This window comes from Bergeyella anatis (assembly GCF_036016955.1).
In the GTDB taxonomy this organism is placed as follows: domain Bacteria; phylum Bacteroidota; class Bacteroidia; order Flavobacteriales; family Weeksellaceae; genus JAYWXI01.
Genome location: NZ_JAYWXI010000004.1, coordinates 1 through 5,215, shown reverse-complemented (window position 1 = coordinate 5,215; position 5,215 = coordinate 1). Strand labels below are relative to the sequence as shown.

1 protein-coding gene, 1 pseudogene and 1 CRISPR repeat array are annotated in these 5,215 nt (G+C 36.3%); the gene and the pseudogene both read right to left on the bottom strand.

Annotated features, from left to right (window positions below):
- Positions 1-44: 44 nt before the first annotated feature.
- Positions 45-3,890: a CRISPR direct-repeat array (repeat unit 46 nt; unit sequence GTTGTGAATTGCTTTCAGAATTATTATTTTCGCGATAGTTCGCAAC).
- 107 nt (positions 3,891-3,997) lie between these two features.
- A complete protein-coding gene (gene cas2, locus VQ048_RS03790) occupies positions 3,998-4,336 on the bottom strand; it encodes a CRISPR-associated endonuclease Cas2 (protein ID WP_327610358.1) in 339 nt (112 codons plus the stop codon).
- A pseudogene (cas1, locus tag VQ048_RS03785) lies at positions 4,326-5,105 on the bottom strand (type II CRISPR-associated endonuclease Cas1); the annotation flags it as partial. The gene cas2 and the pseudogene cas1, both read right to left, overlap by 11 nt.
- Positions 5,106-5,215: the final 110 nt, after the last annotated feature.

Sequence of the window (5,215 nt, the reverse complement as noted above, 5' to 3'; positions counted from 1 at the left end):
CGATAGTTCGCAACAATAGAAATTCCAATTAATGCTTTAAAAATGTTGTGAATTGCTTTCAGAATTATTATTTTCGCGATAGTTCGCAACATACAAAAAATGTTCAATCCGTCGTTGGCTGTTGTGAATTGCTTTCAGAATTATTATTTTCGCGATAGTTCGCAACAAAAACAGAAAAAAAGAAAAAACTGCCATTGTTGTGAATTGCTTTCAGAATTATTATTTTCGCGATAGTTCGCAACATAACCCTGTTACTTTTTCCAGGATTTTTAGTTGTGAATTGCTTTCAGAATTATTATTTTCGCGATAGTTCGCAACTTTTACCTTAATCTTGATAATCTTCTTCTGGTTGTGAATTGCTTTCAGAATTATTATTTTCGCGATAGTTCGCAACAACCTTTTATCAAATCTAAAAAAGCAACTTGTTGTGAATTGCTTTCAGAATTATTATTTTCGCGATAGTTCGCAACTAAAAGAGTTAAGAGGTTCTAAGCCCGACAGTTGTGAATTGCTTTCAGAATTATTATTTTCGCGATAGTTCGCAACAATGAGTTTGATTTATGTGAACTTGGCTATGTTGTGAATTGCTTTCAGAATTATTATTTTCGCGATAGTTCGCAACTAAAATCTATCCTTGGTACTGATGTCGAATGTTGTGAATTGCTTTCAGAATTATTATTTTCGCGATAGTTCGCAACTGCGATTATTCGGATGATGATTTCGAGGGCGTTGTGAATTGCTTTCAGAATTATTATTTTCGCGATAGTTCGCAACAGAGTTGAATTTGTTTACAATCTCGTTTGCGTTGTGAATTGCTTTCAGAATTATTATTTTCGCGATAGTTCGCAACAGCGGCCTCAGCATATATATTTCCTTGCAAGTTGTGAATTGCTTTCAGAATTATTATTTTCGCGATAGTTCGCAACAAATGGTCAATAATACCGTTCATACTTTTTGTTGTGAATTGCTTTCAGAATTATTATTTTCGCGATAGTTCGCAACCCCCCCCAGCTTTCATTTCTTCAAATTTACGTTGTGAATTGCTTTCAGAATTATTATTTTCGCGATAGTTCGCAACCTAAGTTCCCTGCTGCAAAAATTGTTACGCGTTGTGAATTGCTTTCAGAATTATTATTTTCGCGATAGTTCGCAACACAGAAATTAAACGTTTTCATCAAGGGTATGTTGTGAATTGCTTTCAGAATTATTATTTTCGCGATAGTTCGCAACTATCAAATTAAAATCGTGATGCTGGTCGCAGTTGTGAATTGCTTTCAGAATTATTATTTTCGCGATAGTTCGCAACGCTCTTGGCGAAAAATGCAAGGAATATGGTGTTGTGAATTGCTTTCAGAATTATTATTTTCGCGATAGTTCGCAACACAGAAATTAAACGTTTTCATCAAGGGTATGTTGTGAATTGCTTTCAGAATTATTATTTTCGCGATAGTTCGCAACTATCAAATTAAAATCGTGATGCTGGTCGCAGTTGTGAATTGCTTTCAGAATTATTATTTTCGCGATAGTTCGCAACGCTCTTGGCGAAAAATGCAAGGAATATGGTGTTGTGAATTGCTTTCAGAATTATTATTTTCGCGATAGTTCGCAACAATAGATTGTAAATTGCTCTATAATATCATGTTGTGAATTGCTTTCAGAATTATTATTTTCGCGATAGTTCGCAACATATACCTCTAAAGAGTTATTTAGACTGTAGTTGTGAATTGCTTTCAGAATTATTATTTTCGCGATAGTTCGCAACGAAGTGTTTTAAACTAACCAAGCCTATAGGGTTGTGAATTGCTTTCAGAATTATTATTTTCGCGATAGTTCGCAACAGGAATGGAACTAGGGATGGATGCAGACGAGTTGTGAATTGCTTTCAGAATTATTATTTTCGCGATAGTTCGCAACATTAATTTGTAACTTTTTTTTGTCCGCTAGGTTGTGAATTGCTTTCAGAATTATTATTTTCGCGATAGTTCGCAACAAGGGACAAAAAAAGGAATGCCGTTTTTTTGTTGTGAATTGCTTTCAGAATTATTATTTTCGCGATAGTTCGCAACTCAAAAGTATAGCTATTCTGCGGATAGGACGTTGTGAATTGCTTTCAGAATTATTATTTTCGCGATAGTTCGCAACAGTCGAAGTTTTTGACATAACACGATAAAAGTTGTGAATTGCTTTCAGAATTATTATTTTCGCGATAGTTCGCAACATATCACACTAAACGAAGGGAAGCAGCTTGGTTGTGAATTGCTTTCAGAATTATTATTTTCGCGATAGTTCGCAACATTCCTGGTAAAATATTTATCCAGCCAAACGTTGTGAATTGCTTTCAGAATTATTATTTTCGCGATAGTTCGCAACCCATAGCAAAAAATTTCTGATCGAATGTTAGTTGTGAATTGCTTTCAGAATTATTATTTTCGCGATAGTTCGCAACCCTCCATCTCAATAGGTCTAACTTCTACAGGTTGTGAATTGCTTTCAGAATTATTATTTTCGCGATAGTTCGCAACAATCTCCTTCAGCTTCAGGAGGAAGATAGGGTTGTGAATTGCTTTCAGAATTATTATTTTCGCGATAGTTCGCAACATAACGCACTAATTCATTTCTAATTTGGTCGTTGTGAATTGCTTTCAGAATTATTATTTTCGCGATAGTTCGCAACGACTGCCCGAGAGACATTCAAGCAAGATAAGTTGTGAATTGCTTTCAGAATTATTATTTTCGCGATAGTTCGCAACCAACATAATGCAATCACTTCAGGGCGCTATGTTGTGAATTGCTTTCAGAATTATTATTTTCGCGATAGTTCGCAACCGGCTGTATCTTCCAAATTCCATTTTTCAAGTTGTGAATTGCTTTCAGAATTATTATTTTCGCGATAGTTCGCAACCTAGCACAAATATAAGTGTAGCCCAATCTTGTTGTGAATTGCTTTCAGAATTATTATTTTCGCGATAGTTCGCAACACAAAGTTACGAATAGAATTCCAATTATGCGTTGTGAATTGCTTTCAGAATTATTATTTTCGCGATAGTTCGCAACAAGGGACAAAAAAAGGAATGCCGTTTTTTTGTTGTGAATTGCTTTCAGAATTATTATTTTCGCGATAGTTCGCAACGGAGGCAGGTGACGGAACAACTTCAACATGGTTGTGAATTGCTTTCAGAATTATTATTTTCGCGATAGTTCGCAACAGATTCAATTACTGGCCACGCATTACATTCGTTGTGAATTGCTTTCAGAATTATTATTTTCGCGATAGTTCGCAACTTATACGATAGGATAACAAAAGAATTTAATGTTGTGAATTGCTTTCAGAATTATTATTTTCGCGATAGTTCGCAACCGCTCCCGGGTCAATCCCAATTATACAATCGTTGTGAATTGCTTTCAGAATTATTATTTTCGCGATAGTTCGCAACCGATCAAGCAGAAACCCGCGAGGTAGCCGCGTTGTGAATTGCTTTCAGAATTATTATTTTCGCGATAGTTCGCAACTTTTTAAAAGTTCTTTTTGCTTAGCCTTTTGTTGTGAATTGCTTTCAGAATTATTATTTTCGCGATAGTTCGCAACTAGCACGCCTTGAACGTGTAATTCTGGATTGTTGTGAATTGCTTTCAGAATTATTATTTTCGCGATAGTTCGCAACTGAATGACGCGTCTCTTTTTCTTTGGGTTTGTTGTGAATTGCTTTCAGAATTATTATTTTCGCGATAGTTCGCAACTTTCTAAGTCTCCAAAGGCTTTTTCCACCAGTTGTGAATTGCTTTCAGAATTATTATTTTCGCGATAGTTCGCAACAGTTGGCGTTGTTGGATGTCACATTCCGTCGTTGTGAATTGCTTTCAGAATTATTATTTTCGCGATAGTTCGCAACCTCAAAAAACAAACCCATTGAAAAACAATGGGTTTTGCGATTTTATAGGATTGGATTTTCGCTGTTTATTGCCTATTGTTATTCCAGATAAAGACTTTTTTCTGTTTCTAAAAAAGTTCCAATTGCTGATAGGTCGGTTTTGGTTCTTCTTTAGCTCTCGCAAAGAAAATTTCAATAGCTCCAAACTGTTTATCCGTAATACTCATGATAGCGACCTTGCCATGCTTGGGAAGGATCGATTTTACTCTTTTGATGTGCACCTCTGCATTTTCTCGGCTAGGGCAATGCCGTATATAAATGGAAAATTGGAAAAGACTAAACCCATCGTCTTCAAGCCGTTTTCGGAATAGCTGAGCCGCTTTCCGCATCGCTTTGGTTTCTGTTGGTAAATCATATAATACCATAACCCACATAACCCTGTAAGCATTAAAACGATTAAACTTCATAAAACTCTGGTACAGCTATTTGTCTTTTTTCTCCGGTATAACATTTATAAACGGAAACTACACTCGTTTTTACAGCTACGATTAAAGGTCTTAGCTTATTTTCAATTCTCACATCTAAAGTCGCTATATTTAGCATAAATGCTTTAAACTCTTTGGTTAACGCTTCGCTTTCAGGGTGATTTCTTAACCATTCCATTACCAAAGAATCTACAAACGGACGGTAAGGTTCCATTAAATCATCGGCCAAACAGTAAGGATTGTATTTGCTCTTATGAAAAATCCCCAATACAGGCAACAGCCCCGTTTCTACGATTGCTCTTGCTACAATACTTCTCAGCACCGCATAGCCAAAGTTGAAAAATTGATTAGGCGAATCGCCAAATCGTTCCCTTAAAAAGTCAGGGGCAATTAAATATTTCCAATAATGCTGTGCCGCAATGCCCTCCATATTCGTAGAGTCTCCGCTTTTCACTTGTTCTTTGTACTCCAGCATAGGTTCGTAGTAGTTTCCTAAACGCCTTAAAACCTCCGATTGGTTATTGATTTTACTCTCAACAACTTGCTTCCAAAGGTTTTTCTTTAGCGGTTCGCTGGCTTCAAGCTGATATTTTACCCGTTCGGAATATTCGGAGTGTCCATGCAAAGGCAACATGATGCCGTGAGGTAAATGATGGGCATCGCAACTGATAACCACCACATTATTCCCCATCAACCACTGAATGAGCTGATGGGAAATTGTGATTTGAAAATGATCCAGCATCAATAATCCTTGAATTCAACTTATAAATGCAACTTTTTGGGTGCGGATAATAAGCAATAAAAACATTTATTTTTCAGAGAGGAAAGAGAGACAATGTCCCCCTTTCTCTCACTCTGAAT

Excerpts from the sequence above, each read along its gene's own strand:
- cas2 (WP_327610358.1), bottom strand. The coding sequence starts at position 4,336 with ATGAAGTTTAATCGTTTTAATGCTTACAGGGTTATGTGGGTTATGGTA.